The 25782-nt window shown below is 52.7% G+C and carries 31 protein-coding genes, 1 tRNA gene and 1 pseudogene; 11 read left to right on the top strand and 22 right to left on the bottom strand.

Annotation, left to right across the window (positions count from 1 at the left end; all coding sequences use genetic code 11):
- Positions 1–10 precede the first annotated feature (10 nt).
- Complete coding sequence (locus NIZ92_RS11780; protein WP_035272379.1) at positions 11–1483, bottom strand: PLP-dependent aminotransferase family protein; 1473 nt, start codon at positions 1481–1483, stop codon at positions 11–13.
- Positions 1484–1802: 319 nt separating this feature from the next.
- On the opposite strand from NIZ92_RS11780, the gene NIZ92_RS11775 reads away from it, so the two are divergent.
- Genes NIZ92_RS11775 through NIZ92_RS11765 form a run of 3 tightly spaced genes read left to right on the top strand, consistent with a single transcriptional unit; the run spans position 1803 to position 4749 of the window.
- Positions 1803–3362, top strand: a complete 1560-nt coding sequence (locus NIZ92_RS11775) for a nitrite reductase (protein WP_235332508.1) — start codon at positions 1803–1805, stop codon at positions 3360–3362.
- Positions 3363–3375: 13 nt separating this feature from the next.
- Positions 3376–3720, top strand: a complete 345-nt coding sequence (locus NIZ92_RS11770) for a cytochrome c (RefSeq protein WP_026483439.1) — start codon at positions 3376–3378, stop codon at positions 3718–3720.
- A 48-nt stretch (positions 3721–3768) separates the two neighbouring features.
- Positions 3769–4749 carry a bifunctional precorrin-2 dehydrogenase/sirohydrochlorin ferrochelatase gene (locus tag NIZ92_RS11765; RefSeq protein ID WP_009461227.1) on the top strand — a complete coding sequence of 327 codons (981 nt, stop codon included), beginning with the start codon at positions 3769–3771 and terminating at the stop codon, positions 4747–4749.
- A 292-nt stretch (positions 4750–5041) separates the two neighbouring features.
- Here the strand turns inward: NIZ92_RS11765 and nirJ are convergent, their stop codons facing one another.
- The 7 genes from nirJ to cobA are packed head-to-tail and all read right to left on the bottom strand — an operon-like array spanning position 5042 to position 10444.
- Positions 5042–6175, bottom strand: coding sequence for a heme d1 biosynthesis radical SAM protein NirJ (gene nirJ / locus NIZ92_RS11760; protein ID WP_254002009.1), 1134 nt, complete (start codon positions 6173–6175; stop codon positions 5042–5044).
- A gap of 2 nt (positions 6176–6177) precedes the next feature.
- Entirely contained in the window at positions 6178–6675 is a 498-nt protein-coding gene (locus tag NIZ92_RS11755; RefSeq protein ID WP_254002008.1) for an Lrp/AsnC family transcriptional regulator, read from the bottom strand.
- A 1-nt stretch (position 6676) separates the two neighbouring features.
- Positions 6677–7162, bottom strand: a complete 486-nt coding sequence (locus tag NIZ92_RS11750) for an Lrp/AsnC family transcriptional regulator (RefSeq protein ID WP_137430252.1) — start codon at positions 7160–7162, stop codon at positions 6677–6679.
- Positions 7155–8150, bottom strand: coding sequence for an Lrp/AsnC family transcriptional regulator (locus NIZ92_RS11745; protein ID WP_254002007.1), 996 nt, complete (start codon positions 8148–8150; stop codon positions 7155–7157). Before NIZ92_RS11745 ends, NIZ92_RS11750 begins: the two co-directional genes overlap by 8 nt.
- The gene (locus NIZ92_RS11740) at positions 8131–9291 is read right to left on the bottom strand and encodes a cytochrome D1 domain-containing protein (RefSeq protein ID WP_254002006.1); all 1161 of its coding nucleotides are present in this window, start codon (positions 9289–9291) and stop codon (positions 8131–8133) included. Before NIZ92_RS11740 ends, NIZ92_RS11745 begins: the two co-directional genes overlap by 20 nt.
- On the bottom strand, positions 9288–9611 hold the full coding sequence (locus NIZ92_RS11735) for a c-type cytochrome (protein ID WP_035272739.1): 324 nt from the start codon (positions 9609–9611) through the stop codon (positions 9288–9290). Before NIZ92_RS11735 ends, NIZ92_RS11740 begins: the two co-directional genes overlap by 4 nt.
- A 50-nt stretch (positions 9612–9661) precedes the next feature.
- Positions 9662–10444, bottom strand: a complete 783-nt coding sequence (gene cobA, locus NIZ92_RS11730; protein WP_254002005.1) for a uroporphyrinogen-III C-methyltransferase — start codon at positions 10442–10444, stop codon at positions 9662–9664.
- Between the two features lie 574 nt (positions 10445–11018).
- Here cobA and NIZ92_RS11725 point away from each other — a divergent pair.
- From NIZ92_RS11725 to NIZ92_RS11715, 3 genes are all read left to right on the top strand, one after another.
- Positions 11019–11291, top strand: a complete 273-nt coding sequence (locus NIZ92_RS11725) for an HU family DNA-binding protein (protein ID WP_003799450.1) — start codon at positions 11019–11021, stop codon at positions 11289–11291.
- A 91-nt stretch (positions 11292–11382) separates the two neighbouring features.
- Positions 11383–11458 (top strand) — tRNA-Val (locus tag NIZ92_RS11720).
- A gap of 179 nt (positions 11459–11637) precedes the next feature.
- Complete coding sequence (locus NIZ92_RS11715) at positions 11638–12756, top strand: site-specific integrase (protein ID WP_254002004.1); 1119 nt, start codon at positions 11638–11640, stop codon at positions 12754–12756.
- Here NIZ92_RS11715 and NIZ92_RS19700 read toward each other — a convergent pair.
- The 7 genes from NIZ92_RS19700 to NIZ92_RS11685 form a co-directional block, all read right to left on the bottom strand.
- Positions 12704–12958 (bottom strand): helix-turn-helix domain-containing protein, encoded by a 255-nt coding sequence (locus NIZ92_RS19700; protein WP_367881670.1) that lies wholly within the window; start codon positions 12956–12958, stop codon positions 12704–12706. The genes NIZ92_RS11715 and NIZ92_RS19700 overlap by 53 nt on opposite strands.
- 87 nt (positions 12959–13045) lie before the next feature.
- Complete coding sequence (locus NIZ92_RS11710) at positions 13046–13276, bottom strand: hypothetical protein (protein ID WP_254002003.1); 231 nt, start codon at positions 13274–13276, stop codon at positions 13046–13048.
- Entirely contained in the window at positions 13273–14142 is an 870-nt protein-coding gene (locus tag NIZ92_RS11705) for a hypothetical protein (RefSeq protein WP_254002002.1), read from the bottom strand. The genes NIZ92_RS11710 and NIZ92_RS11705 overlap by 4 nt, the downstream gene beginning before the upstream one ends.
- Positions 14139–14426, bottom strand: coding sequence for a hypothetical protein (locus NIZ92_RS11700; RefSeq protein ID WP_254002001.1), 288 nt, complete (start codon positions 14424–14426; stop codon positions 14139–14141). Before NIZ92_RS11700 ends, NIZ92_RS11705 begins: the two co-directional genes overlap by 4 nt.
- On the bottom strand, positions 14423–14779 hold the full coding sequence (locus tag NIZ92_RS11695; RefSeq protein WP_254002000.1) for a hypothetical protein: 357 nt from the start codon (positions 14777–14779) through the stop codon (positions 14423–14425). The genes NIZ92_RS11700 and NIZ92_RS11695 overlap by 4 nt, the downstream gene beginning before the upstream one ends.
- Complete coding sequence (locus tag NIZ92_RS11690) at positions 14776–15864, bottom strand: hypothetical protein (protein ID WP_254001999.1); 1089 nt, start codon at positions 15862–15864, stop codon at positions 14776–14778. The genes NIZ92_RS11695 and NIZ92_RS11690 overlap by 4 nt, the downstream gene beginning before the upstream one ends.
- Entirely contained in the window at positions 15861–16019 is a 159-nt protein-coding gene (locus NIZ92_RS11685) for a hypothetical protein (RefSeq protein ID WP_172401140.1), read from the bottom strand. The genes NIZ92_RS11690 and NIZ92_RS11685 overlap by 4 nt, the downstream gene beginning before the upstream one ends.
- 158 nt (positions 16020–16177) lie before the next feature.
- Between NIZ92_RS11685 and NIZ92_RS11680 the strand changes: the two genes are divergently transcribed.
- Positions 16178–16786 (top strand): hypothetical protein, encoded by a 609-nt coding sequence (locus NIZ92_RS11680; RefSeq protein ID WP_254001998.1) that lies wholly within the window; start codon positions 16178–16180, stop codon positions 16784–16786.
- Between the two features lie 335 nt (positions 16787–17121).
- On the opposite strand, the gene NIZ92_RS11675 is transcribed toward NIZ92_RS11680, so the two are convergent.
- Positions 17122–17844 carry a DUF2786 domain-containing protein gene (locus NIZ92_RS11675; RefSeq protein ID WP_254001997.1) on the bottom strand — a complete coding sequence of 241 codons (723 nt, stop codon included), beginning with the start codon at positions 17842–17844 and terminating at the stop codon, positions 17122–17124.
- A gap of 168 nt (positions 17845–18012) precedes the next feature.
- Here NIZ92_RS11675 and NIZ92_RS11670 point away from each other — a divergent pair, with 168 nt between their 5' ends.
- A complete protein-coding gene (locus NIZ92_RS11670; RefSeq protein ID WP_254001996.1) occupies positions 18013–18702 on the top strand; it encodes a hypothetical protein in 690 nt (229 codons plus the stop codon).
- 2 nt (positions 18703–18704) lie between these two features.
- Here NIZ92_RS11670 and NIZ92_RS11665 read toward each other — a convergent pair whose 3' ends face one another.
- Entirely contained in the window at positions 18705–19634 is a 930-nt protein-coding gene (locus NIZ92_RS11665; RefSeq protein ID WP_254001995.1) for a recombination-associated protein RdgC, read from the bottom strand.
- Between the two features lie 64 nt (positions 19635–19698).
- Between NIZ92_RS11665 and NIZ92_RS11660 the strand changes: the two genes are divergently transcribed.
- On the top strand, positions 19699–20373 hold the full coding sequence (locus NIZ92_RS11660) for a hypothetical protein (protein WP_254001994.1): 675 nt from the start codon (positions 19699–19701) through the stop codon (positions 20371–20373).
- Between the two features lie 32 nt (positions 20374–20405).
- On the opposite strand, the pseudogene NIZ92_RS11655 reads toward NIZ92_RS11660, so the two are convergent.
- Positions 20406–20738: pseudogene (locus tag NIZ92_RS11655) on the bottom strand (single-stranded DNA-binding protein); the annotation flags it as partial.
- 2 nt (positions 20739–20740) lie between these two features.
- Positions 20741–20968 (bottom strand): hypothetical protein, encoded by a 228-nt coding sequence (locus tag NIZ92_RS11650; RefSeq protein WP_254001993.1) that lies wholly within the window; start codon positions 20966–20968, stop codon positions 20741–20743.
- Between the two features lie 117 nt (positions 20969–21085).
- Here NIZ92_RS11650 and NIZ92_RS11645 point away from each other — a divergent pair, with 117 nt between their 5' ends.
- The gene (locus NIZ92_RS11645; protein ID WP_254001992.1) at positions 21086–21985 is read left to right on the top strand and encodes an AbiJ-NTD4 domain-containing protein; all 900 of its coding nucleotides are present in this window, start codon (positions 21086–21088) and stop codon (positions 21983–21985) included.
- An 8-nt stretch (positions 21986–21993) separates the two neighbouring features.
- On the opposite strand, the gene NIZ92_RS11640 is transcribed toward NIZ92_RS11645, so the two are convergent.
- Positions 21994–22323 carry a hypothetical protein gene (locus tag NIZ92_RS11640; RefSeq protein WP_254001991.1) on the bottom strand — a complete coding sequence of 110 codons (330 nt, stop codon included), beginning with the start codon at positions 22321–22323 and terminating at the stop codon, positions 21994–21996.
- Between the two features lie 25 nt (positions 22324–22348).
- Positions 22349–22576 carry a hypothetical protein gene (locus tag NIZ92_RS11635; RefSeq protein WP_254001990.1) on the bottom strand — a complete coding sequence of 76 codons (228 nt, stop codon included), beginning with the start codon at positions 22574–22576 and terminating at the stop codon, positions 22349–22351.
- A 956-nt stretch (positions 22577–23532) separates the two neighbouring features.
- Between NIZ92_RS11635 and NIZ92_RS11630 the strand changes: the two genes are divergently transcribed.
- Entirely contained in the window at positions 23533–24180 is a 648-nt protein-coding gene (locus NIZ92_RS11630) for a hypothetical protein (RefSeq protein ID WP_254001989.1), read from the top strand.
- 516 nt (positions 24181–24696) lie between these two features.
- On the opposite strand, the gene NIZ92_RS11625 is transcribed toward NIZ92_RS11630, so the two are convergent.
- A complete protein-coding gene (locus NIZ92_RS11625) occupies positions 24697–25782 on the bottom strand; it encodes an ImmA/IrrE family metallo-endopeptidase (RefSeq protein WP_254001988.1) in 1086 nt (361 codons plus the stop codon).

The raw sequence follows: 25782 nt of genomic DNA, 5'->3' as shown, positions 1-25782 counted from the left end.
CTTCGCACATCTAGCCATGGTTCAGCCTGGGCTGTATCAGGGCTAGATGCTGCATTGCTTGCTGCAATTCCCTGCATTCCAGATTCGCATAGCCAAACAGCAGATGGCGTGGATTCGTGCTGTCTGTTTCCTGGCTGGCGGCCTGTGCCAAAGGGTAGAGCCGTATGCCATGGCGCAGTGCCGCAGCGGCAACGTGGTGGGCATTTGGGCTTTGTTGTGGCAGGCAAAAAGCCAGATGCATGCCAGCATTGTGTCCGCTGACTACGCCCGTATTCCCCCACACTTTTTTCAGTCCCTGCAGCAGCGTATTGCGTTGCTCCAGATAACGGCGGCGCAAGTATTGCAGGTGCCGTGGATAGTCATACTCATCAAAAAAACGTGCCAACACGGCTTGTGTTAGCCAAGGTGACCCGTTGTTGAGCAAGGCCTTGCGTGCAATAAAATCCTGGCTCAGGTGGGGAGGACAGACCATATAGCCCAAGCGCAAACCAGGGCCCAAGGTTTTGGAAAACGAACCCAGATAAATCACCTGCCCGGGGCTCATGGCCTTGAGTGGCGCGGGTAAGGCCGGGCCATAACAGAAGTCCCCGTCATAATCGTCCTCAATAATCAAAGCGCCACTGGTACTGGCCCAAGCCAGTAGCTCCTGTCTGCGACTTACCGTCAAGGTGTGCCCCAAAGGGTACTGATGGGAGGGCGTGACGAAAGCCAACTGAACAGCCTTGTCGGGCAGTGTGTCTGTACGCAAGCCGTGCTGGTCCACAGGCACGGGAATACTTTGTGCGCGGTGCCGCGCCAGCAAATGTCTGAAGCCGTTGTAGCCGGGCGACTCATGCACCGCACAGCTTTTTTCGTCCAGGAAATGAGCTGCGATCAGACTTAAGGACTCCTGTGTTCCTGCAGTGATGATGATGTGCTCCGGGTCAGCCAATATGCCCTTGCTGGCCGCCAGATAATCCGCAATTTGCAGCCGCAAGCCCCATAGGCCTTCAGGCGGTGGATAGTCTGCCATGGCAGAGCCTGCGTAACGCAGCAACTGGTTGGACAAATAAATGAACTGTCGCAGCGGAAAAGCATGGACCGAGGGGCGTCCAATCTTGAAATCAAAACGAACGGGCACGCTGGCAGCAGGCACATGCACACCGCTGGCCTGTGCCGTGCTGGTACGCGGGCTGCGTGAACAGTGGGCCGTCTCCAGCACAAAATCCGGTGCCAGGCGACTGCGACCATTGCGGGTAGGTGTAGCCACAAAGAATCCCCGGCTAGGTTCGCTATGAATCAGATTGGAGTCGATCAGCAAGTCATAGGCACCCATGATCGTATTTTTGGAAACCTGCAGCAGAGACGCCATTCGGTTGATTGAAGGCAGGCGATTGCCTTCTTGCAAACGTCCCGAACAGATCAGGGTTTCGATTTGACGTGCAATTTGTCGTTTATACGGTGGGCTATGAGTATGGGAAAGCGTAATCGGTAAAGAAAACATGGCGGGACCGGAAAAATAATCAAAACCATCAAGGGCGAGCCAGGCCGGGCCACTATAGGCAGCAGCCTCTAGTTTTAACTTGAGTTAGGTCAAAATGAATATTCGTTCGTGATAAATTTATCCGGCTTCTTGATCTGCCAACTGGCCCCTTGTCATGGATGTTTTTATCTAGGTAAGAGTATTTAATATCTCGTAATTACGATATAAAAAAACCATCCCCATTATTTAATCCGTATCCATACCTTCTCAGTAAAAAATAACAATCGTTATAGTTTGTTTGGTCTTGCCCTTTAGCAAGGCAATTGTTGGAGGTAATGGAATGTATAGAAAAATGATGACCCTGGCCTTCCTGTCTACCACCGTCAGCGCGGCTTTGGCGGCCCCGACGGAAGAGCAAGTTCGGGTAGACAACTTGTTTCAGCAAAACTGTGCGGTGTGTCACGCAGCCGACCGGGGAGGGTATATCGCTCCGGGCCTGCACAGTGATCGCCTGGTTCAAAGTGAGATTGCCTTGCGCGGCACCATCATGACCGGGATTCCGGATACCTTGATGCCACCTTTTGTCGGACGCTTGCCCGACGAGGACATTCGCGCGTTGGCCAAGATGATCAAGAACGAGCCCGTGGTGGAACGCACTTGGGATATGGATCAGATACGTGCCAGCGTGAAAGTGCTGGTAGACGAATCCACCTTGCCCGGCAAACCCAATTACGAGATCGATTCCGTCTACGACTTGATGGTCATTATGGCCCGCGGGCGTTATGGGCGGGGCGATGGTTCCAATCAGGCTCGTGCTGTTTTCATCAATGGCAAGAACAACCAGAAGGTGGGTGAAATTGCCACGGTTGGCGCGCCACACATCATGGAATTCAGCCCCAGCCACGAGCGCTGGGGATACCTGAAAAGTGATGATGGGCACGTCTACAAAATCGACTTGTACACCTTGCAGATTGTTCGTCAGGCCAAGGTGGGGCTGACTGGTACGGGTATTGCCTTATCCAAAGATGGCAAGTGGCTGGCACTGAGTTCCTTCGTACCCAACAGCATGGTTATCCTGAAGGCCGACACCCTGGAACCAGTGAAATATATCGCTCTGGAGGGCGAGGACCCGGACGGCAATTTCATCAAATCCGCCGGTGGTCCGATTATTGGTAGTCGTATCAATAACAAGTTTGCATTGACACTGCGCCAAGCCGGGCAGATCTGGATTATTGATCCAGACAAGCCGGATATGCCGGTCACCAAACTGGCCAAGGTCGGCCGCATGTTGCACGACACCTTCCTGACGCCGGATGGTCGCTATTCCATGGTGGCTTCTTACGACGACAACAAGTACGTGGCCATCGACCTGAAGGACGACAAGGTGGTACGTGACATTCCGGCTGGCTGTCAGCCCCACGCAGGCTCGGGTGCTGTCACGGAAGTGAACGGCCGCATGCTGGCCTTCGGCACCAATATGGGCACCTGCAAGTTAGGCTCCGTGGTTACTGCCTGGGATGTCAAAGACTTCTCTGTGGTGAAGCAGATTCCCGTTGCCGGAGCCACCGAATCCCCCGCCGCCCATCCTAATGCCCCGTATGTGGCGGTGGACATTATCGACAAGGACAAGCGCGCTTCCTGGATTCAGCTGATCGATAAAAACACCTTGTCCGTGGTGAAGACTTTGGACGTGGGTGGTCATGCCTTCTTCCCCAACTACAACCGCACGGGCGATTACCTCTACGTCAGTTCGGGTTACTGGGGCGATCGTTTGAAGATTTACGACAGCCGCAGTCTGGAGCTGGTAGCTGAACACAAGATGGAAAGCCCATCGGGCATTTTCTCGCGTGCCCGTACCCGTTGGCTCACCATTGGTCAGCCTGAAACCCAAAAATTCTAAGCAAAGGAACGTCATGAAAAAGCTTTTTATGGGTATGGCTCTTGTGGGCCTCTTGGGTTCCAGTGTCGCTTTGGCAGCGGACAAACCAGTGGGTTTACAAGGCTCGCATGGGCAGTCGCAACTATCGGCCCAGGCATCGTCCATGCTGCCTTTGTGCGCGTCCTGCCATGGGCTGGAAGGTGTCAGCACGGAAGGTATGTATCCCAACCTGGCAGGGCAGAAGGTGGAGTATCTGGTCAAGCAGCTACAGCAGTTCAAATCGCGAGAGCGCAACGATCCCATCATGAGCCCCATGGCCGAGCCTCTCAGCCCGGAAATGGTGAATGAACTGGCTGCCTACTTTTCCAGCCTGAAGTAAGTGTGAACCGGGCGCCAGTGTCTGCTGGCGCCTTAAGGATGTCGTGCAATGAATGTGTTTCCCTTGTTCTTCAATCTGACCGGTAAGGCGGTTGTCGTCGTAGGTGGCGGGACGGTTGCGGAGCGTAAAGTTCGGCTCTTGCTGCGTGCAGGCGCGCGAGTCACCGTCGTCGCACCGGAGCAAACCTCCTGGTTGAGGGCCAGTGCTCAGGCGGGTGCTTTAAGCAGCTTGTTTACCTCCTTTGTTGCCGAGCATATCCACGAGGCCTGGCTGGTTGTTGCAGCAACTGGACGGCGCGAGATAAATCGCATCGTGGCTCAGGCAGCCGACGCCTTGCGTCTGCCCTGTAATGTGGTCGACGATGGGCATCTGTCTACCGTACAAGTCCCTGCTATGGTCGACCGTTCGCCCTTGATGATTGCGGTCTCCTCTGCAGGTTCAGCTCCTGTACTGGCGCGGCGTGTTCGGGAGTGGATAGAAAGCGAGCTGCCTGAGTCAGTAGGGGACTTGGCCGGTTTGCTGGCTCGCCGCCGAGCCGATATCAAACAGGCTTTCCCCGAGGTACATACCCGTCGTCATTTCTTTGATTACGTACTAGATAGTCCTATCCCTGATCTCCTGGCGCAAGGCAAGGCTACGGAAGCGCTGGCAGCCTTTGATGCTGCCTTGAGGACAGAAACCCCTCAGCAGCATATTCAGGTCACCATTTTGCCTATCGCCGACTTGGAGGCAGTGGACTTGCTGACGTTGCGCGCCTTGCGCAAATTGAACCAGGCAGATTGGGTCTTGTACCTGCCACTGATTTTGCCTGCGATTTTGGAGAAGGCACGTCGTGATGCCCGTTTGATGGCCTTGGATCAGGCGGGGGTGGTCTTGCAAGACACCTTGTTGAATCGTGATTTCTGGGCACCCCTGTGCCAGTCCTGGGTGCCAGGCGAGCGCATCGTGATTGCCTGGAAGTCATCGTGGGATGTACAGCCTTTGGTTGAGCTGTTGCAGCAGCAAGGCTTGATCTGTGAGCTGGCCTAGGTGCGCTATCAGCTTGCTTAGGTGAACTGTGTGATGAAGAACTAAGTGAAGTGTTGTTGTTGAGTGAGGCAAGATCGCTTGCCTCACTTTTTTTGGCCTTTCGATTCAGGTCTGTTTAGCCTGGTGCTCACCGCCTGTGGTGTCTTGATTCTGTACGTGTTTCCCCACTGCAGTTCACCTGATTCTATTGGGGCGCTGAGTGTTGTGTTGAGGCTTTAGACGGCAGGGGGGGAGCCGTAGTTCCAGAACTGTGGCTGAGTAAAAAAGCTCTAGCTAATCGTTTGGAAAGTCTTCAGACAGTGATTTCCTGATCGTTGAGATAGCATCCCGGATCTTCTGCCCACACGTTGCCTGTGCTTTTTTCTGCCCGAGTGCGCGTATTGCCATTGCAGATATCCAGGTAGGCACAGCCAGCACAGCGCCCCTGCACAGGCCTGGGTCGTTGCCGCAGGCCTGTCAGCAAGGGATCTTGATGGTTGGACCAAATCTCCGAGAAAGGCCGTTGCAACACGTTTCCAAGGCTGTAATGCCACCACATGGTGTCGGGATGAACATTGCCACGGTTATCGATGTTCGCAATTCCTTGGCCGGAGGAATTGCCTCCCCATTGGCGTAACATAGTCAGAATTTTGGGAGCTTGCTCGGGGTAATGCCGTCGCACCCAGTGCAGAAAGAAAACACCGTCAGCATCGTTGTTGCCCGAGGTGAACTCTTTGGGTTTGCCGGCTTTTTGATAGGTCATGCAGGTTGTGAAAAGCTGCTCCATAGCCTGCCGGGTGACGGCGTGGTGACTGGCCAGGGCGCGGTTGCCCAAACCCCGACCTGCATAGTTCAAATGAGAGAGATAAAAGCGGTCGATTTGTTCCTGCTCCATCACAGCCAGCAGGCCATTTAGATCAACTGCATTTTCTTGAGTCAGGGTAAAGCGCAGGCCTACTTTCAACTGTTTTTCACGGCATAGTCTCAAGCCGTGCAAGGAGGCTGCGTAGGCTCCGTCCTCTCCACGAATTCGGTCATGGCGGGCCTGCAAACCGTCCAGGGAGATGCCTACGTAGTCAAAGCCGCAGTCGGCAATCTGATCAATATTTTGCTCAGTTATCAAGGTGCCGTTGGACGATAGTCCTACGTACATGCCCAGTGTTTTCGCATGTCGGCCCAAGTCGTAAATATCTGGGCGTAGCAAAGGTTCGCCGCCGGACAGGATCAGGGCGCGTACACCGAATTGATGCAGGTCATCCATGACAGTGCAGACTTGTTCGTAGCTCAGCTCGCCAGGGAAGTCCTTGTTGGTAGAGGCAGAGTAGCAGTGGCTGCAATGCAGATTGCAACGACGTATCAGATTCCAGATCACCACAGGGGCCTTGCTGACGCGTGTCGGCGCAACAGGAGAGTGCAGGGCAGCAACAAAACGGGATATCCGAAACATGCTCAAGGCCTCCGTAGACGCAGGCCGGTCTTTTTAAGAATGGCGGTGGAAAACAAAATATCGTGATCGTGCAGAACGCCAGGAAAGCGCTGCGATATTTGCAGGCTGATGCTCTGTGCCTGGGCACGTACCGTGCCATGGTCCTTGCCATGCAGCATGGCGAACAGGTTGTATGGCCACTGGGGTAGACGACGCGGACGACGATAGCAGTGGCTGACTCCGGCTTGCGAGCCTAGCCATGTACCGACTAGGTCCAGCTTGTCGTCCGTGATATTCCAGACGCACATGCCATTGGCTACGTAGCCCAGAGCATAGTGATTGGGGATGGCTGCAATGCGCCGTATCAAGCCTTGGTCCAGCATGGTTTGAAACTGCTTCATGACATAAGCTTCGGATACGCCCAACTCTTGCGCCAGTTTTAGGTAGGGCTGTGGCTCTATCGCCAAACCCCGCTGCGAGGCATGGATCAGTGCGGTATAGGCGGGATTCAAATGCACCATATCAAAGCTCCAGTTTCAGGCTTAGGGCGTATTCCTGCTCTTTGGGAAAAGCAAAGACGGGTAGGCCGGTTTCAGCTTCGATTGTCTTCAGGCAGGATTCGATGTCTTGCGGTGTCGCCGTAGCCAGTACAAACCACATATTCAAGGCATGGGCGCGCCGGTAGTTGTGAGCGACTTCAGGATGGCGGTTGACGGCTATGACGGTACTGTCCCAGCGTTTTTCCGGTACGGCCATAGCGACCAGGCAGTAAGCACCGCCTAAAGCCTCGATCTGGAAGAGGGGCCCAAAGCGGGTCAATATCCCGGATTGGCGCAAGTGCTGGACACGAGCAATCAAGGCAGACTCGCTCAAGGCAAAATCAGGTGCCAACTGTGCAAAGGGGCGGGAGCAGATGGGGAAACCATCTTGCAAGCGATTCAGAATGTGGCGATCGGTGTTGTCCAGTTCAACCGGCGCATGCAATGGTGGGGTGTGATGATCAGTCATGATGAGCCGGGCTAAGCAGTGCGCCTCGTTGTTTGAAGCAGCGAGTGGAGAACAACACTTCCTGCGGGAGCTGACCCAAGTCGAAACGATTATTCAACTCCGCATGGTGTGTCAGTACGTCCTGACGGTTTTTGCCATGAATCATGCAAAACAGATTGTGATTCCAATGTGGCGGGCAGGGCTGCCGCTGATAGCACAGCGTGATGCCGTCTTGCCTGGCCAGCTCCTCTCCTAGGGCATCAATGCGATGCTTGTCTACCGTCCAGACACACATGGCATTGGCTTGGTAGCCCAGTTTTCGATGGCGCAGGACCACGCCAAATCGCCGGAATATGCCTTGTTCCAGAAAGCCGCGTAGCTGTTGCAGCACTTGTTTCTCGCTGATCTGTACTTGCTCTGCCCAAGGCTTGAAGGGGTCGGCTTGAATCTTCAAACCTTGCAAAGAACACTCCAGCAGTTTGCGTTCAGTACTGCCTAATGCGGGCAGCCCCTTGCTGGGCGACAAGGGGCTGGTGCTCTTGGTATGTGGGACAAGGCTAAACCCCAGGTCAATGTGATAGGCCCGGATCATGGGCAAGGACAAGGGCAACAAGCCAGTATGTTCAGCGATGTGCTCCAAGGCCGCCTGGCGCTCTTGTTCATTCGCACAGGTCAGCACAAACCAGAGATTGATGGCGTGTTCGCGCTCGTAGTTGTGGTTCACGGCGGGCAGGGCACTGATCCAGTCCGCAACCGTGTTCAAGTCATTGGCGGGCACATGCATGCCCACCAAAGTGCTGCTCATACAGGCAGGGTTCAGTACTGGCCCGATACGGCTGATGATGCCTTGGTCTTGCCAGCGTTGCAGGTAGTCCATCACGGCTTGTTCGCTAAGCCCCAAAAGCAGTCCCAGCGTGCGGAACGGTCGGGGTTCCAAGGGGAAGCCATGTTGCCAGGCGTTCAATAGTTGAAAGGCAGAAGGGGAAAGATCAGAAACCAATGCGACCACTCCGATGCGTAAAAAACACTCCACTCGGGTGCTGAATATCCAGGCTGTCCAGACGCTTGAAATTGTGGGTGTCGTACACATTGACCTTGTTGTCGTCTCGCGCTGAAATCCAGACAGCTTCACCCCTAGGGGTGAATTCCATGTGGAGAACGGCTTTGCCTACGTCCAAGGTTTGAACCACTTCCAGGGTGGCGACATCAATTACCTGTACCTTGTCGTTGTCTGGAAAAGCGAAGTTCACCCAGACCTGACGGCCATCGGGCTGAGCCATGACAAAAACGGGTTGTCCATGAACCGGAATGCGAGTTTTCTCTTGCCAGTTCACGGTGCTGGCGACCAGAACCTCATGGCGTCCAATGGCCGGTAAAAACAAGTCCTGGCCAGCCAAGGACCAGCCCCGTAGATGCGGCATTTTGTAGACGGGCAGGGCGGTCTCTCCCCGGCCATAGCCTTGCAAGATTTTTTGGACTCCATTTTCAGGATTCCACAAATCCAGCATGGCCAGGGCATCCTCGCCAAACAGTCCGGCAATGTAGTACCTCCCATCCGGGGTGACCATGGCATCGTAGGGCTGACGACCCGCTGCAAAACGCCGTGTTGTGGGGCGTGAGGGGTCGGATAAATCGGTCAGCCAGATTTCACCTGCCTCGAACAAGGAGTAGGCGAATTGCTGATTGGGTAAGTCAGCCAGGCCAACCACTTTGGCGCGTTTGTTGGGGGCGTAGTAAGACGGAACTTCACTGATCAGGGCCAGGGTGTCCGCATTAAAAACCTTGATGCCACCCGGTTCGTAGTTTTGCACCACAATCAGCTTGCCATCCTGGGAGATGGCGCCACCTATGGCATTGCCGGACTGAATGATGCGATGGACTAGAACTTGTTGAAGCAGGTCCACTTTGCTCAGGCCACCGTCCCGCCCAAAGACATAGCCATAACGCCCGTCACGTGAGTAGGTGATATGGGCGTGGGACAGATCACCCAAACCTTCAATTCGCGCCAAGCGGCTACGATGACTGGTTTCAACGACAGCCACACTGCCTGTCGCACGCTCTACAACCAGCCCCAGGTCATTCGTGCCGCGTAGTGGGTTGGCACAGCCGCTTAAAGCGACAAGCAGGCCTAAAGTCATCAGTGCTTTCATGGTGCTGCATCCGATTCATGGAGAAGAAAATGAGCCAGCCAGAGACTTTCCGCTGGCTGCAAGAAGCGGTTCCAGGCAGGCATGGCTGTTCCGGGACGACCCTGCATGATCGTCAGGGCGATCTGCTGTGCGCTTTGGTCTTGCAAGGCGTTAGCCGTTAAAGCAGGCCCCAGGCCTCCTTTCAGGAGCAAGCCATGACATGAGCCGCATTCTTGATGAAGCAGCGTTCGTAAAGAGGCTTGCCGCTCCGGTGTCAAAGCGGTTTCATCAGCAGCGGCTTGTTGTGGCCAGAGAAGGGAGAGCAGCACAGCTAGCCACATGTTGGCCAGAAACTGCCTGCCACTGGGCTTGAAAGGGAAGTGCAAACCTTTCACATCACGGCCCAGGAGGGTTCGCAGGCGAGGGCATTTTGCGTGTTTGAGGCGGGTTGCGGGTAATCCGGATGCAACTGCACCACCTGGCCGATAATCAACAAGGCTGGGGGACTGAAGGTTTGCGCAAGCTGTGGAAGTGTTTGCAAAGTACCTAAGCCCCAGCGCTGGCTTTTAAGCGTGGCATCTTGTGCCAAGGCGATAGGCGTATGCGGGCTGCGCCCATGTTGAATCAAGGCCTGGGCAATATGGCTGCAATTGGCCATGGCCATGTAGAACACCAGCGTACAGGTGGGATCAGACAAGGAGGCCCAGTTCAATTCCAGTCCTTGGTTGTCGCGCAGGTGCCCGGTGATAAAGCGCACACTGCTGGCCAGCCCGCGATGGGTCAAGGGAATGCCTAGAGAAGCTGCACAGCCTGTAGCCGCTGTAATCCCGGGCACGACTTCAACCTGGACTCCATGTTGTTGCAGATACAGCTGCTCTTCGCCTCCACGGCCAAAAATAAAGGGATCACCGCCTTTCAAGCGGACAACGTGTTGATGGGTTCGGCTCAGCGACAAGAGCGTGTCGTTGATATTGTCCTGCATGCTGGGCTTGCAGGCGGCCACTTTACCGACGTCATGCAAGGTGGCCTCCGGGTTGATACAGCTCATGATGGCGCGGCTGACCAGGCGGTCATAGACCACCGCATCTGCATGTTGCAGCAGGTATAAAGCCCGTAGTGTGAGAAGTTCAGGGTCGCCAGGTCCCGCCCCAACCAAATAAACCTTGCCGTGCATCGCTGCGCTCCTTGACGGTAGCAAGTACCGAAAGACAGTCAAACAATGCAGAAAATTGTAGGAGGGCAGGCCGCTTCGATATGGGCATGGTTGGTGTTCAGGAGAGGGGTGCAGAAAGGAAGCTTCTGGCTCTCAGACAAGAAGGTAGGGTGGGGCTAAGTGCGAGGCATATAAGGAAATTTATGCGAGCGACGGCCCGCAGAGTCGCTGATGGACGTGCGCAAGTGCTTGAAGAAATGTTCAAAAACGCAGTATCAGCCAGCTAATTTTTTGGGGTTTCAAAGCCCAAATAACATATTTGAGGCAGCCTGTTAAGTTTCTCGATGCAAAATAGGGAAAGTCCTGCAACTTGTATCAACAGTGAGCAATGATGCGGGTTACAGGGGTTTTTTTGCTTGACACGGGTATTAAACGAAGGCTTAATACGCGGTAGCCAACCGGGGCACTTGTGCGCCCGGTAGCGATGACAGACGGTAGTGCTTGCTTGCTCTGTCGTTTGTCACTATTAAGTCTGACCGCCACAAACTGGTTCCCGCTGGGGGCCCGTAAAATAATTTTCAGGGGTATTTTCTCAATGAATAAAACCGAGCTTATCGAATTCATTTCCACCAAAGCCGATCTGTCCAAAGCTGACGCTGGTCGTGCACTGGATGCGTTTATCGATGCCGTGACCACCACGCTGAAAGAAAAAGATACGGTTACTCTGGTTGGTTTTGGCACCTTCGCTGTGTCGGAACGCGCTGCCCGTTCGGGTCGTAACCCACGTACCGGTGAAACTATCGAGATCGAAGGCGCAAACGTGCCCAAGTTCCGTCCCGGTAAGGCTCTGAAAGACGCTGTGAATTAATTTTTAAATTAATTTACGCAAAAGACTTGCAAAAAGAATTCTTTGGTCCTATAATTCTTTTTCTTCATAAGAAGAACGGCATCACAGAAATGGGTGCTTAGCTCAGCTGGTAGAGCGGCGCCCTTACAAGGCGTAGGTCGGGGGTTCGAACCCCTCAGCACCCACCATTTCTTTTGCTAGTCGAATCAAGCACTTAGGTAAAACTAAGTGCTTTTTTTGTGCCTATCTAACCAACTTTTTGGGTAGTCTAAGGTAGCCTCAACCAACCAAGATTGGCTTGCTACCAACTCTACTACGCCCTACATTGATGCCTGTTTATGCCTGAATGGCGTGCTGGAGAAATGTAATGGCTGGTAAGCGGATTCGCACAAACGGTACCTGGGAATACGTATTCAAAAAAGCCGGGTTGCTGGAAAAACCGATATATATGACATTCGCCTCTGAGCAAGAGGGCGATGAGTATGCCCAACGGCTAGAGGCTCTGTTGGATCGGGGCATCATTCCTTCAGAGCATCAGCCAGAAGGGCGCATTCTGACCATTGCTGCGCTGGACAGAGAGTACCAGCGTGAAGCCCACCCATCCTCAAAGGACGCCGCATCGCTCCGCGTGATTGTGCGCATGCATGGCGATTGGCCGTTGGCCAGGATCACTGCCGGCTGGGTAGATAATTGGATTTCAGAAATGAAAAGGGTGGAGCAGCTTGCGCCAGCCACTATCCGTGCCCGTGTGGGGGCGTTGGCGCGTTGTACCGATTGGGGAATGAGAAAGGGCTACGTCCAGTTCCCTGATCATCCACTGCGCTCGTTACCGGATGGATACGCGCAGTACACGAAGATGGATGCTGCGCTGTCTGGTGGTGGACGTGTTGATACAGAGCGGGACCGTCGGCTTGAGCGTGGCGAGTATGAAAAGATACTGGCAGTAATTCAAGAGGGCCGACTGCCGCGAGCAAGAACTGATCTACCGTATGCGCCAGCTTTGGAGTGCATTTTTATCCTGGCGGTGGAGACAGCGATGCGATTGAGGGAGATGTACACCTTGACGCTCGCGCAGGTAGATCTGAGCCAGCGCACGGTGTTTTTAGAGAAAACAAAAAATGGCGATAAGCGTCAGGTGCCTTTGTCTTCGGTTGCGATGTCAGCATTGGAGCGATATTTAGAGTTCCGATCGGAGCAGGGATGGGATCATGATCGGTTATTCCCTTGGTGGGGTGGGCGGCATGATGCAGCGAGTCTTTCAAAAATAAGTGACTTCCTCTCAAAGCTTTTCAAGAGAGTCTTTGCGGCGGCTGATATCGAGGACTTGAACTTCCACGACTTTCGCCATGAGGCTACCAGCCGCCTTTTTGAGAGAACCCGCTTGTCCGAGACGGCGATCATGCGGATCACTGGCCACAAGAGCCAGCGCATGCTCATGAGGTACGCGAACCTGCGCGGGTCCGACCTGGCTGATTCACTTTGGTGATCCCACGCATCCGGTCGGCGGTCTGCCTGATCAAGAGCTGATCCAAATAGTTGAGGACGTCGCGTGTCAGCATGACATAAGCGCGTCCGACTTTCGCAGCTGGCACGGCGCCAGATTGGATGATTTCAAGCATGGTCTTAGGGTGCACCTTCAGAATATCGGCTGCTCCCCGTAGATCAGTGGTGTGATTGTTGGTTTGCATGTTTCTTCCATTAAAAACCCGCCACGGGGGCGGGTAGATTCCAATCTTTGGCCGTTCTGGCCAGGACTTCCAAAATTCGATCATTCATCAGCGGGCCTGTCGGAACTCCTGCAGGAACCGCTGACGGAACTGCTCTGTTTCCAGATCCGTGGTGCGGACCCTGGTGTTTTCCGGGTTATTCATCCAATTCCACATGCGCGTGCTGAGCATTTGAGCGCCGGTGATCTGGCGCTGTAGCTCATCGACTTCGCAAGCGATGCATCCAGTCCGGCTACGGTGCACCTGGGCTTCACTGTGCTTTTCGCAAGTAACTTTCACTCTTCTTTCTCCGTATTCATAATGGCCTGCAGGTCGAGCAGGGCCTGAGCTGGCACCAGGACATAATCGGTGCCGCCTTGTTCTGTTCGTTCGTATTCGACTGCCGACCGTAAAAACTTCTGCAGTGGGGGCGCGATCGCTTTCACAGTTAAGCGGGGGCGGTCGGCCAGCATGCGTGGGGTGACTTTCGTTTTGCCTTCAGCCTGCGCCCGCTCAGCCGCTTCCTCTATAGCCTGCCCAGCTTGTTCACCGTGCTGACGCACCAGGCCGACTGCAGCTGACGCCGACACTTGGCCAGAGGTTATTGCTCGTTGTACGTCCGTATTGGAGTTTGCAAGCATCAGCATTTGCTCAACGTGGGTGCGGGACTTGTGGACACCCTGAGCAATCTGGGTGGTGGTCCAGCCAAAATTTGCTAACCGTCGATAGCCGCGTGCTACCTCCAAGGCTCCCAGTCGTCGGTTTTCTACGCTGGTCAGGATACGGAGAGTACGCTCAGCATCGCTTCCCTCGAACGGCACGATACTGATCCATGCCTCTGGCTGCCCACCATCACGCGCTGGCGTTCTAGGCAGCTTGCCTTCTGAGTCGAGCAGGGTCAGGGCGCGTCGCCGCCTATATCCGTCAACTACCCACACCCCGCCTTCTTCACGCGGGCGTACTTCCAGTGCTGGGTAAGTGCCGCCAGCCCCGATAAATTCGGCCAGGGCTCGGATACTTTCCTCAAACGAGACTCCATCAGCATCGACTGCTGTTTCATCCCGCAAATTGAATCCTGGCTCTTCGTGAATATCTTCCAGGCGGATCTTCATTGCATCTGCCCGCTTGATCGTTTTGTCACCGATCATGCGTTTGAATGTGGTCATGAGTTTGCTCCTTCACGTAGCATTTTGAGCAGGGCTGTCCGGTATTCACCGAGGCTCAGATACGAGATAGCGGACGCATCGCAGGCGACGAAGGCCTCGATGTTGGCCAGGGTTCTTTGTTGCTGGTCGATTCGGCCAGCAGCTTCGAGCATGATTGCGGTAGGCAGGACCACGCCCTCTGCGGGCCCACTGAAGTCCCGCCACCCAAATTCCGGCTCACCATTCGCCTGTATAGGCCCCATCGGATACTTGCAGCGCAGGCGGTGAGTGAGGTCATCCATCATGGCGTTGGCTCTCCGGGGTCCGTAATCGGTGCGAGCTCATAGTTGCACGAGTAGTCGCCATCATGGCTACTGAACCCGCCCTCGGACACTGCCTGTTCGTGTTCTTCGTCGCTCTCAAAATCCTCACGCTTTGGCCGTAGTTCGACATTTTTCGGCACGGTGTGGTGCGTGATTTCTCCGGCCACCACATTCACAACTTCTTCGGCCCAGCAGTCGTCCAGATACCCTTGGATTGCGTCTTCGGCGTCAGCGTTGCGCTCTTCGGCTGTGCGGTAATACCGCATGCCATCGCCTTCTGGGTCATGAAGGAAGAAGCGGTATTCAGGTGTAGGGTGATATTTGAAGTCAGTCATGCTTGTTCCTTACGGGCTGCGTCGATGGCTGCATCCCATTCAGTAGTAGTGGGCCAGCGCGGGGTGCCTGTCCAGGCTTCGGGCGGTAGAGCTTTCCGCATTGCTATGACGAACTGGGTGCTGTTCGCTACTGCCGCATCGCGCCATGCTCGATATCGATCCGCATCCACCTTGTCGGCGTCCTGCTGCGCTAGTGCGGCGCGCAGCGCGGCATACTCTCGTAGCAGAGTAACCACCATGCCGTGGCCCATGAAGTGTTCGTCGCCTTCTGGGTTTGAATATGCGTCTGCCCAATACTCGATAGTTTCAATGGGCTGCATAACCTCTGGAAACCCATCAGCACCGCTTACAGGCTGCTGCGCTGCTTTGGCATTCACTGCATTCATTGCATTCAGCCAGCCTGTAACCCAATGCGGCTGCTTTTCTGGGGCAAGGCCGTAGGTTGCGAGTAGTTCAGCGGCAAAAGGCCCGTATCCTGGCACCCATGCACCATGCTTAATCGCCAGTGCCTGCAGATCATCGAATGTCGGCTGCGCCTGGGCGCGCTGCAGGGTTTCAAGTTCCTTACGCAGCGCTTCAATCTCCGCATCCCTTGCTGGAATACCTGCTTTCACATCGTCAAGCGTCTGCTGTGTGAGACTGGTGTCTGCCAGGGGGCGGGAATCATCAATGTTGGCAAACACGGCTCGCAAGCCTGTCTTGATTTCATCAACCTCTTGCTGGCCAATCGAGCCATCGGCAATTGCGTTGTGAAACACCAGAGCCATGCCGTCAGTGATTTCAATTTCTGAGTGCGCCTGGGCGGCAACGGGGGAGGCATACAAACTTACCCCTACGTTAAGCCATTGGGGCAGCACCCCATTCTGGACCCAAGGCCATCGGATAGTCGCCTGTAACGCTACCGGGTCGATAGACTCGACAAACGCCACCGGCTCCGCGCTCACAGGGGCGGCACACAGCGCAATGCTGGATGCCATTGGATCAATTGCGCGATAGTCGCCGACGCTGTTGTGCTCGGACAGGGCTGTGCGGTACTGCCCTTTATCGGTGTAGCAAATCTTCCAGGCGATAGTTTCATTGCTCATCGCTTCTTCTCCATGAGTTCACGGTAATTAGGATTGGGGGCGGCTTTTGAGGTAACGGGGATGAATGCGCGTGTTCCGTATACCTGTGCTGCGCGTTGCAGGTTGAACGCTTCTTGCGGGGTAGAGCGCGCCTGGTTGTGTGGGTGGGTGTTCATGACTGTCCTTTCATGAAGGTGATCCAGTGGGTATCGGCGCGTTTGCCGCTGGGATGGCCGAATAGAGTTTTTGCTCCGTCAATTCATTGCCCTATGTCTAGTCGCAAAAAGAAACGCACCAAGCGTTACACTTGGTGCGTCTATGGGATGGAGGGGGTATGCAGAGAAAAAAGTGGTGGAATGAGATGTGGTCAGACTGGAAGGCTGAGCCTTGGTTTTATATTGCTGTATTCATCGGATGTGCCGCTGTTGCGGGTGGAGCTACAAACTACATATTTAATTGGCCGCTTATCTTTGGTGCTAAATGGTGGGAGGTGATGACGGCATTTGGTACTGTTGGCGCTGTAATTACTTCGCTCTGGTTAGCGGATCGCCAAAGACGTGAGAACGTACAGAGCTTGGTGATACGCCAAAGGATGGCATTTGTCTCGGGAGTCGAAGGCCCAGTTATTTCAGTAGATATTATTTCAGATGGACGTATTTCTTCTACTATCACATCTGTTTCTATACGCTCAAAAAACTCGAGTAAGAAGCTTCAACCAGTAGGTTATTTACATCAAAGTGCGGACCTCCCGGTACGACTTCAGCATGGAGATACCCTCTCTCTTCTTTTCTATGAGAGTGCTGTTAAAGATATAGCCCAATTTATAGAGCGACAATGTAAATCAAATTATCAAGGGCTGATGTTATACGTTGATACCACCCTGCGTAGTTTCTCTGAGGATTTGTCTATAGATATTTTGGCCTTTGTAAAACAAGAGAGTTAGCATAGCCGCCAGTGGTTTTTATTTTCTGATTCTTCATCTGCCTTCACTAAAAACCATACCAATTAATGGGACTTCTGTGCCGAGTGCAATTATCCCGGTTGAGTAATAGCAGGATATCTAGTGCCCACCCAACATTTGTAGTAAATGAACGCTGTCTACTACTTTCAGCGGAAAAATATTGCCCCGCCTTTATGTTTTTCCCAGGCGGGGCAGGGGTTTGTTGCTTTGTTGCTGTAGGCGCTTTGTGTCATGCGACTTTCTCCCGAGGGGAGATCTGCTGATCGGAGTAGTTGGCTTTGACCAGGGCATGGGCCAGTGGAGGGTAGTGCCATGGGTTAGACATGGCTGACTCCTATCTGCCCGCTCTTGTGCTGTCCGACTCCGATGTGGATGTTCTGGGATTGGCCTGCTTGATAGCCCGCAAAAGAAGCCGCTGCGTCGCGTCTGTTCCCGCGCACGGCCCTTGATCGAGCTTTTGGGATATGGTCTGTCTGCTTTACGGATTCAGTGAGCTCCTCATCAAGGCTTGCCTGCTCTTGCGCGGTCATGCTCTGAAATACTTCGGAGACTTTGCGACTGACGCCGATGGCAAAGTGATAGTAAAAATCTGCCTTTGCTTTGGCGGTTGGCCTTACGCCTTGGCATCGCAAATCATTCAGGTGGATCTTCCAGCTGTTCTTTAAGGACCGGTGGACGATTTCGCAGATGTATAGGGCAATCTCGACGTTCGGCTTTTTCCCATAAAAGGTATATGTGAGTTTCTGATTGCGGTTGGTGTAGAACGCAGTTGCGCAACCAAAAATGAATCCGAGTACACCAAACAGCTTGTGCTTCCACGCGGCGCGATCCTTTGTGTCTGTCTCAAAGTCTCCAGACCCATACTCGGCCTGGCCGAGCATTGCCTGAGAAACGGCGTATTTCTCCATCAGAACTTCGGCGCGATGTCTTGCGATTGCCGCCTCATGCTCATTGGAGGAGCCGGAGAGTGCGAGTAGTTTTCTGATTCGTGCGTTATGACGTTCTTTGTCTACGTCGGATGGGTGCGGGTTCTCGGTCATGGGTTGATCCTAGAAAAAGAAAACCCCGGTTGAGTAAATCAAGCGGGGTTATGGGGTGTTGCTGTAGTCGTAAATCCTCATCCGCGAGGCGTTATTTATGAGGATCGACTATGATCCTTGCGGGTTCGGCTATAAATTTTTTTGGTTCATGCAAGCAAGGGAAATCAATTGCATTGGCGCTTATTTTTTAAAGTGCTTGTACTTAGCGCTTTCATTTCAGCTGTGGTTGCATCTCTGTTCTTGTATCCAATAGGAGAAGCGGGGCATGTCGCTGCCTGGGTGCAAGCAGTTGGCTCAATTGCCGCGATTGCGGGAGCTGTTTATGCAGGTAGAGAGGGCGTGAGAGCCAGTGCTCGGCTGAAGAAAGAACAATTTAGACGCGCGACGCTTGTAATAATTTCCGCGTTTGTTGAAAGAGTAGAGGCCATTAACGTGGCTGCGTCGCAGCCATACGAAAAAAGACATATATCTTTATCTCAGGTATACGCGCCTTCATCGTTAGATGGTTACTTACGGGCACTAGATGCTGTCCCTGTCCTCGAACTTCCATCCCCAGAAGCAGTGTCTGCTTTACTGGAATTGCAAAGGCTGTCAAAGCATTTTGTATCGGCGGCCGATGCTTTGGATGCAGGCGTATGGAAACCTAGCAACCCGCTCTATGAAGAACTGATAGAAGCTAGTGAAAAGTGGGAAGATGTTAGTAAATATGCTTCTGAGGAGTACCCGGAGTTTTTTGATTTCAGGGAGGACAGGGATAGCTGGGTTAAGCACTCATATGATGCTCTTAGAAATAAAGTGAATTTCTCGGTTGAGTGCATTAAAAATCAAGTAGAAATACTCCATCGAGAGCTTGATTGACTCTAAATGCTCTTTTTGCAGTGGCAATGTAATTCTGTTTTTCGGAGATTTCCTAGCGCCTCGACCAGATCGCTGATCATCTTGGCCAGCTCGGAGGTCATCAAGGTCATGTCGGCATCAAAGATTTCGTCATCGTTGACGGCGGTCACGTCCTGTTTCTCCGTCAGGATGTCCAGCGGGGCCACGCGTTTGACGTCCAGCGCGTCGGTCAGCACAAAGCTGATGCGATCCGCCCAGGTCATGGCCAAACGAGTGCATTGCTTGCCGGCTTCAACGTGCTTGCGCACTTCGTCAATGTCGGCGCTTTGCTTCACGTAGCGCACGGCCGCACCGCTGTCGCCTGTGGAGCGCAGCTCGGTGTCCTGGTCCACGGTGAAGTTGGCCAGTTGTTCTTCATCCACCAACCAGGCCGTCATAGCGCCAGCAGGTGACTGCTCGGTATACAGGGGCAGGACTGGGAAGGGGTCTACGCTCTTGGCGAACAAGCCCAGCACCTCATCACTCTTAGCCACGAGTGCGGTATCAATCACAAACCAGTGGTTTCGTGTGTCGATCCACACCATAGTGTCGCGCTGCACTGCGTGAGAGCGGGGCATCAAGTCGATGATGATCTGCTCTTTAATCTCCTTCATCTGCTTGCGGCCTGGCTTGTAGCCCTGCTGCTCTTCGATTTCTCGGGCTTTCTCGCGGGCCGCTTGATTGACCACAGCGCTCGGCAGTAGCTTCTTTTCAGCGCGTAGGCAGATCAGATACTGCCCATTCACTTCATGGACCAGCTCACCACCGTCACGCGGCGGCACCCAGCCCAGGCTGAGTGGCTCTTGGCTGCCGCCAGGGGCAAATTGGTGCTTGGCCAGCAGGGCGGCCAGTTGTTGAGCGGACAAGGCAAAAGCCGTATCCAAGCGGTAGATACGCAGGTTTTTAAACCACATGGGTGAATTCCTTTCAGGATGGGCTATGCTCACGCCGTACATACAGGCATGAAGTGAGAGGGGTATGAGGATTAAGTTGAAAGAGGACTACAGCGTATCTGTGCAGCGCGCTTGGGGCGTCGGGGTCGGTATCGTGGCTGGACTTTTAATCGGAGTACCAATCGGATGGGGGGCAACTCTGTATCCAACAGATTCGAGCTTTATCCTTGCTTTACTCACGGCGATCGGTACGATTGGTTCTGCAGTTGGCGCTGTGGGCATTGCCGGGTGGCAGTTCAAGCAGAGGAGAGAAGAGCTCTATGGTGACGCCATTCAGGTTGCTGCTGCTTCACACTTAAGATTAGGTGCTATAGCGGGCGATCTGGAGAGGGGGTTAGGGATAATTTGTGAAACCCTCCTAAGGGAGGACGTTTCAGGTGGCTATCTAGTGACTACGATCACGGTACATGCTGCTGTTTTGGCTCCCTCTTTCCCCGATGCTCGACGTTTGATACCCATCTCTTCATATATGTCAGCAAAACTTGCCACTGCAGAAGCTGAGCTCGACCTGTTGGCCAGAACTGTGGATAGAATCCGAAATACCTATGTGGCGGGGGACTGGCAGGATTTAAATGAGCGGAAGCGTCACGCAGACGTCTTGCATAGAAGTATGGCTCGCCTAGTGAAAATGATCAAAGAAGTGGCATCGGACTGTCTGGAGGCGGTCTCTGCTTTCGATAAATGCAAACCGCGTACGTGAAGGCCTTGTTTTCAAAGACTTAATGTTGTGACCTTTTCGCCTAGCATTTGCATCTGTTCGGCAATGACCTCAGTGGCGAACCGCTCCTGGCCGTCCTGGCCTGTCCATTTACGGGTGCGCAGACGACCTTCTACGTAAACCGGACGGCCTTTGTGCAGATACTCACCCGCGATTTCGGCAAGACGGTTATACAGAACGATTCGATGCCACTCTGTTTCCTCCCGCTTTTCGCCAGAGGTGCGGTCCTTCCAACTGGACGTGGTGGCAATAGAGAAGTTGCAGACTGCTGAGCCTTCTGCTGTGTACCGGATCTCGGGATCTCGCCCGAGGTTGCCGACGAGAATTGCTTTATTGACTGAAGCCATATTTAGTAGCCCGCTGCGGGGGCGATGTAGTTAAGCAGGCCAGCTGCTACCGTGACCGCACCAGCAGAGCCAAGACACCAGCCGGTAGGGATTTCGCTATCAGTGGGGAGTGGTGCCCAGTTAAAGCGCTGGGCCAGCCTGGGATGCAAGACTCGCACCCACAGCTTGTCGATCAGTAGCGCGGCAGTAACCAGGCCAGCAAGCAACATCAAATAAGCGAGCGCGGTCATAGCGCCTCCTGTTGAGAAAAGAAAAAGCCCCACGCTTCGTTTGAAGGTGGGGCTTGACGGTTATGTGGTAATGACTGATATTGCGATCTGAATTATGACCGTTTGAATGGGGTTGGGATGGAGATATTGCCGTTTTCAGTTCGCAATGCCGGGGATCGTAAGTCTGTCGCTGATGATTTTCCAATGAGCGCAAGGAATTCGCTAAAACATTTATTAGCCGAAATGGTGGATTTGAATTACGTGGCGGATTGGGGAGCCCTTGCTAAAGAACTAGATAGAATGCTCGGTGAGGCGCCCAGAGATTATTGTATAAAAACATCCAATGATATAGCTGGGTTTAGAGATTCCGTTTTTTCTTCTATCGACTATATTTCTTGGGATAAGCTATATGATTTTTGCGAACGCCTTTATTCCAAGATAGCTTGCCTCTCTGACTATACGTCTTTTGGTGAACTGGTTAGTGAAGATCGTGCAGTTCCACGGAGTTTTTTAGAAAAAGAACTGAGAAGAATTCTCCGAGAAGAAAGCTTGGCATATGATTTTGTGGACGGCTCAGTGGTTAGGTTTGGGATGAAAAATACTGAGAGTTTGATTTCTAAATCTCAAACCGTTCTAAATGATAGTAGATTAATAGAAGCTAGGAAACATTTTCACAAAGCATTGGATTTTTTCCGCACTTCTAAGGGGGCTGATTATGAGAATACGATCAAGGAAGCTGTTTGTTCTTTAGAGGCAGCGGGAATTAGGTTGTTTCCAGAGTCTCGCGCAAGAACATTAAGTGAGTTAATTAGCTGGTTTAAGAGCGAACGCTGCACCAAAAAACTGTTGCCTACCGTAATAAACACTCTCTCAGCTATCTATGCGTTGAGAGGTAGCGCAAACGGTGTAGCTCATGGTGCGGCCACTGGAGGTGAGGTCAGCCCTGAGATTTCAGAGTATGTAATGGCGGTGTGTGCGGCCCAAATAGTGCTCTTAGCAAGCCTCGCTCCAGTGGAAAATGACGAGGTGCCTTTTTAACGTCATAGTTAGTAAGGCAGCCATGTCATAGGAATATTGCCGGTGCGCTTATTTGGCCGTCCATCTGGTTTCGGTCCGCGCACCATTACACGCAGTCCATCATGACTAACCGTCCTGCGGGCTACTGCAATCCAGTCATGGCAGAACTGGGGCGCATCAAACTCAGGGGATACCTGGCGGTGCTTAGCTGATTCAAAAATTTTTGCCGCACGATCTGCGTACCACTGCCGTAGATCCTCTGCGGTCATGTTCTCCAGCTCTTTCTTGGGGGGGGCTTTGCGAGCCGCCAGTTCCCTGGCCAGTGATTCCGTTATACCAAATACACAGAAAGCGGACATGCCGATCTCCTATAGTGGGGCGGCGTTACATCACACGCCCAAGGCAATCACACAGATAAGAGCGCAGCAGCTTCAGGGCCTCGTCCTCCTGGCCCAGCGACAGCGCCTGGAACATTGCTTGTAGAGCGGGGGCATGATCGACGCCCTCTACGCCTCGACTCTCCAGCTCTGAAATCAAATCACTTGTATCGATGTCGCTAAGCTCGACATCCACATCAATATCGACGGTCGTAGATACCGTGATGCTCGACATACAAATCTCCTCGCATGAAAAACCGCCCTCAGTAGGACGGTTTCAGATGCGGCCCCATCAAAGGGGCCATGGGTGCTGGGATTCCAACCAGCGTGACCATTTCTTGTCTTGGCTGTCTACGCCTCACCCTCTTTTTCCGTGGACCGTGCTTTGACGGACTGGAGACGGCAGGGATACCGCGCAGAGCCACAACCATGCTTGTGGGTGCTATTGATGCCGGACGAACACTCCCACATAGGCGGGGTGAGCAACATCGGCAGGTGGGTTGTTAAAGAGTCTCCGCTATGGCGGGCGCAGCCTTTGCTACTGGCGCTCTCTGGACCGTTACTTACCGTGGCTTTGCCTAAAGATGTTCTGCGGTTTTGGTGAAGCGTTGGAGCGAAGTATAGAAACTCTTTACTTGAAAGTCAACTAAATCTATACCAAATGGATAGAAAAAGTAGACCGACCATGTAGGAAGGGCTACTCGTTAAGTTTTATCGGAGGGAGGTGAGGCGTGCGTGCGCTAATTCGGCCAGTTCAAGTGTCGTTAGAAATATGTTCTGTCGATCTGCTTGGCTGATGTGGTCGAACAGGCCTGGGGCAGCGGCCCAGGCGCGTAACAGTGAAATGCTTTGAAGGAGTGACTCCATTCCAGCGTCGTACTCAGCGAACTGCAGCGCATTTGCTTTGCGCTGTGATGCTGGCGGCTTGTCGGTATTACTCGTCATATCGCAATGCTCTTCTCATACTAGTGGGCGTTTTAGATACGCGCTCTGATTCGTGGGAGCTACGTGGAGCGCATCAATATGGCGGGGCAGGGGGGATGTTTATACTGTATATCTATCCAGTATTTTAGGTCAAGGTAATGCGGCTAACTGTTGGGCTTGGCCTTGGCGCCTTGGCTGGCCCGTGTAAGCCCTGCGCCAGCCTAATCTGGTACGATTTCGTCTTTATTCGTTACTTGGGAGAGGGGCGTGAAGATTATTGCAATTGCTGGAGCATTGGCAATGCTTACTGGCTGTGCTGTCAAATATAACCCTGCTGTTCCAAAAACGGAGGTTGTAGATAGCCCGGCAGTTGGTGTGATCACGAAGGCCCAAATTGGCGATCATCTTCTAACTAAAGGGGTCTTGGTTGAACAACAGGCGCTACATCTTAGGCAGCCTGTGAATGGGTTTGCGTACAACATACATCCTGGTGTTTATCCTAAGTTAGGTGCACTGGAGGGTGAGCAGTTTTTTAGCTCGGTGGGCGTAGCTAGAAACCCACTGGCAGACGCATTTCAATCGATTTCAGTCAAAGACGAACATCCAACACAAATTTGTGTCGTGTCGAATCTGGCCTACAGAAATTGCTATGACGCTGACTTTGAGATAAAAAGCGTTACGTCAGTGCAGGACTCTAGCTTCCAGCAGACCTTGATTTATAGTGGACGGGTTGGCAATAAAATCAATGTTGGATATAGAGAGTTTTCTGGGAATGCTGCCAGGCCAGCTTTCAACAATGACGTTGAATATGATTTAACTACATCGCGCCGCATAGGCTACAAAGGGGCGGAGATTGAGGTGATTGACGCTGACAATACAGCCATAACCTATAAAGTGATCAGCACCTTCAAGTAGGATATCGAGCCCAACAAAAAAGCCCCGGGAGGGGCTTTCTGGTGATGAGCTCGTGACGTGAGCTGACGTATCAGAACGGGAGGCCGGGGAACCGGTCTTTTAGCTGTCGGATAAGTTTTTGCCGGGTCGACACCACTTGTTTTGTATAGGTTTGATGGCTTTCGACTGTACGGCGAGCGGGCTCGCGCAACGGAGAAGTGTGGAGTGGGCTGCGACTAGCCTGGTTAAGTTTTTCGTAGATAGTAATACCTTCTGTATGACTTCAAATTACCGCTGCAGCCGGGAAATGGAGATTTTCCTAAGCAATGATTTGGCGTGGAATTTGAAGGGTAGTGAGATAGCGAGATTGCTATCTTTGAATGAGATCAGTCCCATTGTACCAGTATGGGCTTTTCGCCCACTAAAGCATAGAAGTGCTTTGTAACGCTTCCTCGGACCTGCGGGCGTCAGGGCCTAGTGTGGAGCAAACAAGAAAGCCCCGGGAGGGGCTTCTAAAGGGTTTGAAATTGGGGGGATTTAGGAGACCAAACGTAAATGAGGTCTTTTAGGCCCTGTGAACCCAACTAAATCTGTTAGGAATTCGCTCGATACTTGAAGTTGATCGGCGATATCTTCATGAAATATAGATTTTTTTACTGCCAACACTGAAAAAGACCTTTCAAGCAATTCTGGCTGTTCCAATGGTATATGTACATCCTCAAATTCTCGAAGAGCTTCGCCTGTTCGACGTAAAGTGATTGCTCCAGTTTTGTATTGAGCTTCACTGATCAGATCTAGTTGACGAGCTCGGTAAAGCGATGCTGCTTTGCTGATCTTCCATTGCATTTTGAAATTACTTAAAGCTGTCCAGTCAAGGCGTGATCCACGTCCACGTGGGAATAACTTCACCATCATTGTTCGAGGTACAAGTAACGCACCAGCAAATCTATTGGCTTGTGATTCAGTAGTACGATCACCAGTTATAAGACCTTCGTGCATAACAAAGTGACCTAGCTCGTGTGCGATATCAAATCGTTGTCGGCAAGCACTTTCCTTAACGTCATTTCTGACAATTATAGGGCGTCGCGTTGAGACGGACATTGCATCAACTTCTTTAGAAAGCCCTGGAAATGAAGTAACTATCGCCCCAACATTCTCTGCAAGGCGGCTCATGTGCTCGATGGGGCCGTTACCGAGGCCCCATTCTGCGCGACAAAGCTCTGCTGCTCGTTCGATATCATCCACAGTTTCACACGATTCAACCTCTGGGATGCGAATGGTTGGGAGTTTAAGCTCTTTCTCTAAAAATAAAACTAAACGCAAAGTGAGCTCGCCTCGGGCTAGTGTCGCCTGCTTAGCTGCAACTTTAGTTGTCAATAATTTTCTAAAATGAAATTGTCCTTCTTCAACTGTAGGTAAAGATAATTGCTCGAAAAAAGAAGGGTTTACATCCAGAGCCTCTGCAAGCTTAAGTGTTAACTCTGCTGTGGGTGTTGCCTGTCCAGTTTCCAGTTTATGTAGGTACTGCCGAGTTTTTCCTACGCAATTTGCTACCTCTTCGAGAGAACTGCCCTTAAATAGTCTGGCTAAACGCAGCTCGGCTCCGTTGAAAATAATTTGCAT

It is taken from the genome of Alcaligenes sp. 1735tsa3 (genome assembly GCF_024134565.1).
Lineage (GTDB): Bacteria > Pseudomonadota > Gammaproteobacteria > Burkholderiales > Burkholderiaceae_B > Alcaligenes > Alcaligenes phenolicus.
The sequence above is the reverse complement of the archived record's forward strand: the minus strand, read 5'-3'. Positions and strand labels throughout refer to the sequence as shown.

Coding starts and splice junctions, on each gene's coding strand:
- NIZ92_RS11780 (WP_035272379.1), bottom strand. CDS start 1,483: ATGTTTTCTTTACCGATTACGCTTTCCCATACTCATAGCCCACCGTAT.
- NIZ92_RS11775 (WP_235332508.1), top strand. CDS start 1,803: ATGTATAGAAAAATGATGACCCTGGCCTTCCTGTCTACCACCGTCAGC.
- NIZ92_RS11770 (WP_026483439.1), top strand. CDS start 3,376: ATGAAAAAGCTTTTTATGGGTATGGCTCTTGTGGGCCTCTTGGGTTCC.
- NIZ92_RS11765 (WP_009461227.1), top strand. CDS start 3,769: ATGAATGTGTTTCCCTTGTTCTTCAATCTGACCGGTAAGGCGGTTGTC.
- nirJ (WP_254002009.1), bottom strand. CDS start 6,175: ATGTTTCGGATATCCCGTTTTGTTGCTGCCCTGCACTCTCCTGTTGCG.
- NIZ92_RS11755 (WP_254002008.1), bottom strand. CDS start 6,675: ATGGTGCATTTGAATCCCGCCTATACCGCACTGATCCATGCCTCGCAG.
- NIZ92_RS11750 (WP_137430252.1), bottom strand. CDS start 7,162: ATGACTGATCATCACACCCCACCATTGCATGCGCCGGTTGAACTGGAC.
- NIZ92_RS11740 (WP_254002006.1), bottom strand. CDS start 9,291: ATGAAAGCACTGATGACTTTAGGCCTGCTTGTCGCTTTAAGCGGCTGT.
- NIZ92_RS11735 (WP_035272739.1), bottom strand. CDS start 9,611: ATGTGGCTAGCTGTGCTGCTCTCCCTTCTCTGGCCACAACAAGCCGCT.
- cobA (WP_254002005.1), bottom strand. CDS start 10,444: ATGCACGGCAAGGTTTATTTGGTTGGGGCGGGACCTGGCGACCCTGAA.
- NIZ92_RS11725 (WP_003799450.1), top strand. CDS start 11,019: ATGAATAAAACCGAGCTTATCGAATTCATTTCCACCAAAGCCGATCTG.
- NIZ92_RS11715 (WP_254002004.1), top strand. CDS start 11,638: ATGGCTGGTAAGCGGATTCGCACAAACGGTACCTGGGAATACGTATTC.
- NIZ92_RS19700 (WP_367881670.1), bottom strand. CDS start 12,958: ATGCAAACCAACAATCACACCACTGATCTACGGGGAGCAGCCGATATT.
- NIZ92_RS11705 (WP_254002002.1), bottom strand. CDS start 14,142: ATGACCACATTCAAACGCATGATCGGTGACAAAACGATCAAGCGGGCA.
- NIZ92_RS11700 (WP_254002001.1), bottom strand. CDS start 14,426: ATGATGGATGACCTCACTCACCGCCTGCGCTGCAAGTATCCGATGGGG.
- NIZ92_RS11695 (WP_254002000.1), bottom strand. CDS start 14,779: ATGACTGACTTCAAATATCACCCTACACCTGAATACCGCTTCTTCCTT.
- NIZ92_RS11690 (WP_254001999.1), bottom strand. CDS start 15,864: ATGAGCAATGAAACTATCGCCTGGAAGATTTGCTACACCGATAAAGGG.
- NIZ92_RS11685 (WP_172401140.1), bottom strand. CDS start 16,019: ATGAACACCCACCCACACAACCAGGCGCGCTCTACCCCGCAAGAAGCG.
- NIZ92_RS11680 (WP_254001998.1), top strand. CDS start 16,178: ATGCAGAGAAAAAAGTGGTGGAATGAGATGTGGTCAGACTGGAAGGCT.
- NIZ92_RS11675 (WP_254001997.1), bottom strand. CDS start 17,844: ATGACCGAGAACCCGCACCCATCCGACGTAGACAAAGAACGTCATAAC.
- NIZ92_RS11665 (WP_254001995.1), bottom strand. CDS start 19,634: ATGTGGTTTAAAAACCTGCGTATCTACCGCTTGGATACGGCTTTTGCC.
- NIZ92_RS11660 (WP_254001994.1), top strand. CDS start 19,699: ATGAGGATTAAGTTGAAAGAGGACTACAGCGTATCTGTGCAGCGCGCT.
- NIZ92_RS11650 (WP_254001993.1), bottom strand. CDS start 20,968: ATGACCGCGCTCGCTTATTTGATGTTGCTTGCTGGCCTGGTTACTGCC.
- NIZ92_RS11645 (WP_254001992.1), top strand. CDS start 21,086: ATGGAGATATTGCCGTTTTCAGTTCGCAATGCCGGGGATCGTAAGTCT.
- NIZ92_RS11640 (WP_254001991.1), bottom strand. CDS start 22,323: ATGTCCGCTTTCTGTGTATTTGGTATAACGGAATCACTGGCCAGGGAA.
- NIZ92_RS11635 (WP_254001990.1), bottom strand. CDS start 22,576: ATGTCGAGCATCACGGTATCTACGACCGTCGATATTGATGTGGATGTC.
- NIZ92_RS11625 (WP_254001988.1), bottom strand. CDS start 25,782: ATGCAAATTATTTTCAACGGAGCCGAGCTGCGTTTAGCCAGACTATTT.